This window comes from Mycobacterium sp. UM_11 (assembly GCF_001414075.1).
In the GTDB taxonomy this organism is placed as follows: domain Bacteria; phylum Actinomycetota; class Actinomycetes; order Mycobacteriales; family Mycobacteriaceae; genus Mycobacterium.
This window is the reverse complement of the sequence record NZ_LATC01000280.1, coordinates 1-306: the sequence shown is the minus strand read 5'-3', so window position 1 is coordinate 306 and position 306 is coordinate 1. Positions and strand designations below refer to the sequence as shown.

General features: G+C 67.0%; 1 protein-coding gene. It reads left to right on the top strand.

All coding sequences use genetic code 11. From position 1 onward, the window contains the following. Positions 1-306: hypothetical protein (locus WU80_RS26250; protein WP_197281371.1), on the top strand; the 306-nt coding region annotated here is incomplete at both ends.

The window sequence follows — 306 nt, the reverse complement described above, 5'->3', positions numbered from 1 at the left end:
AAGGCCGCCAAGGAACAACTACGCGCCCTGCCCCACCCGCTGACCTACGGACTGCTGCGCTACCTCACCAACGAGCTGACCACACCCGACCCGACCATCGGCTTCAACTACCTCGGACGCCTCAACGCCACGGTGCCCGAGGCTTCACATGATCTCTGGCTGATCAGTGAGGACGGTTTGTCGGCCACGGCTGCGGCCGCGACCGCGCCGATGCCGTTGTCGCACAGCGTCGAGCTGAACGCCGCCACCATCGACACCGACACGGGTTCGCGCCTCAACGCCACCTGGACCTGGGCGCCCTCAGCG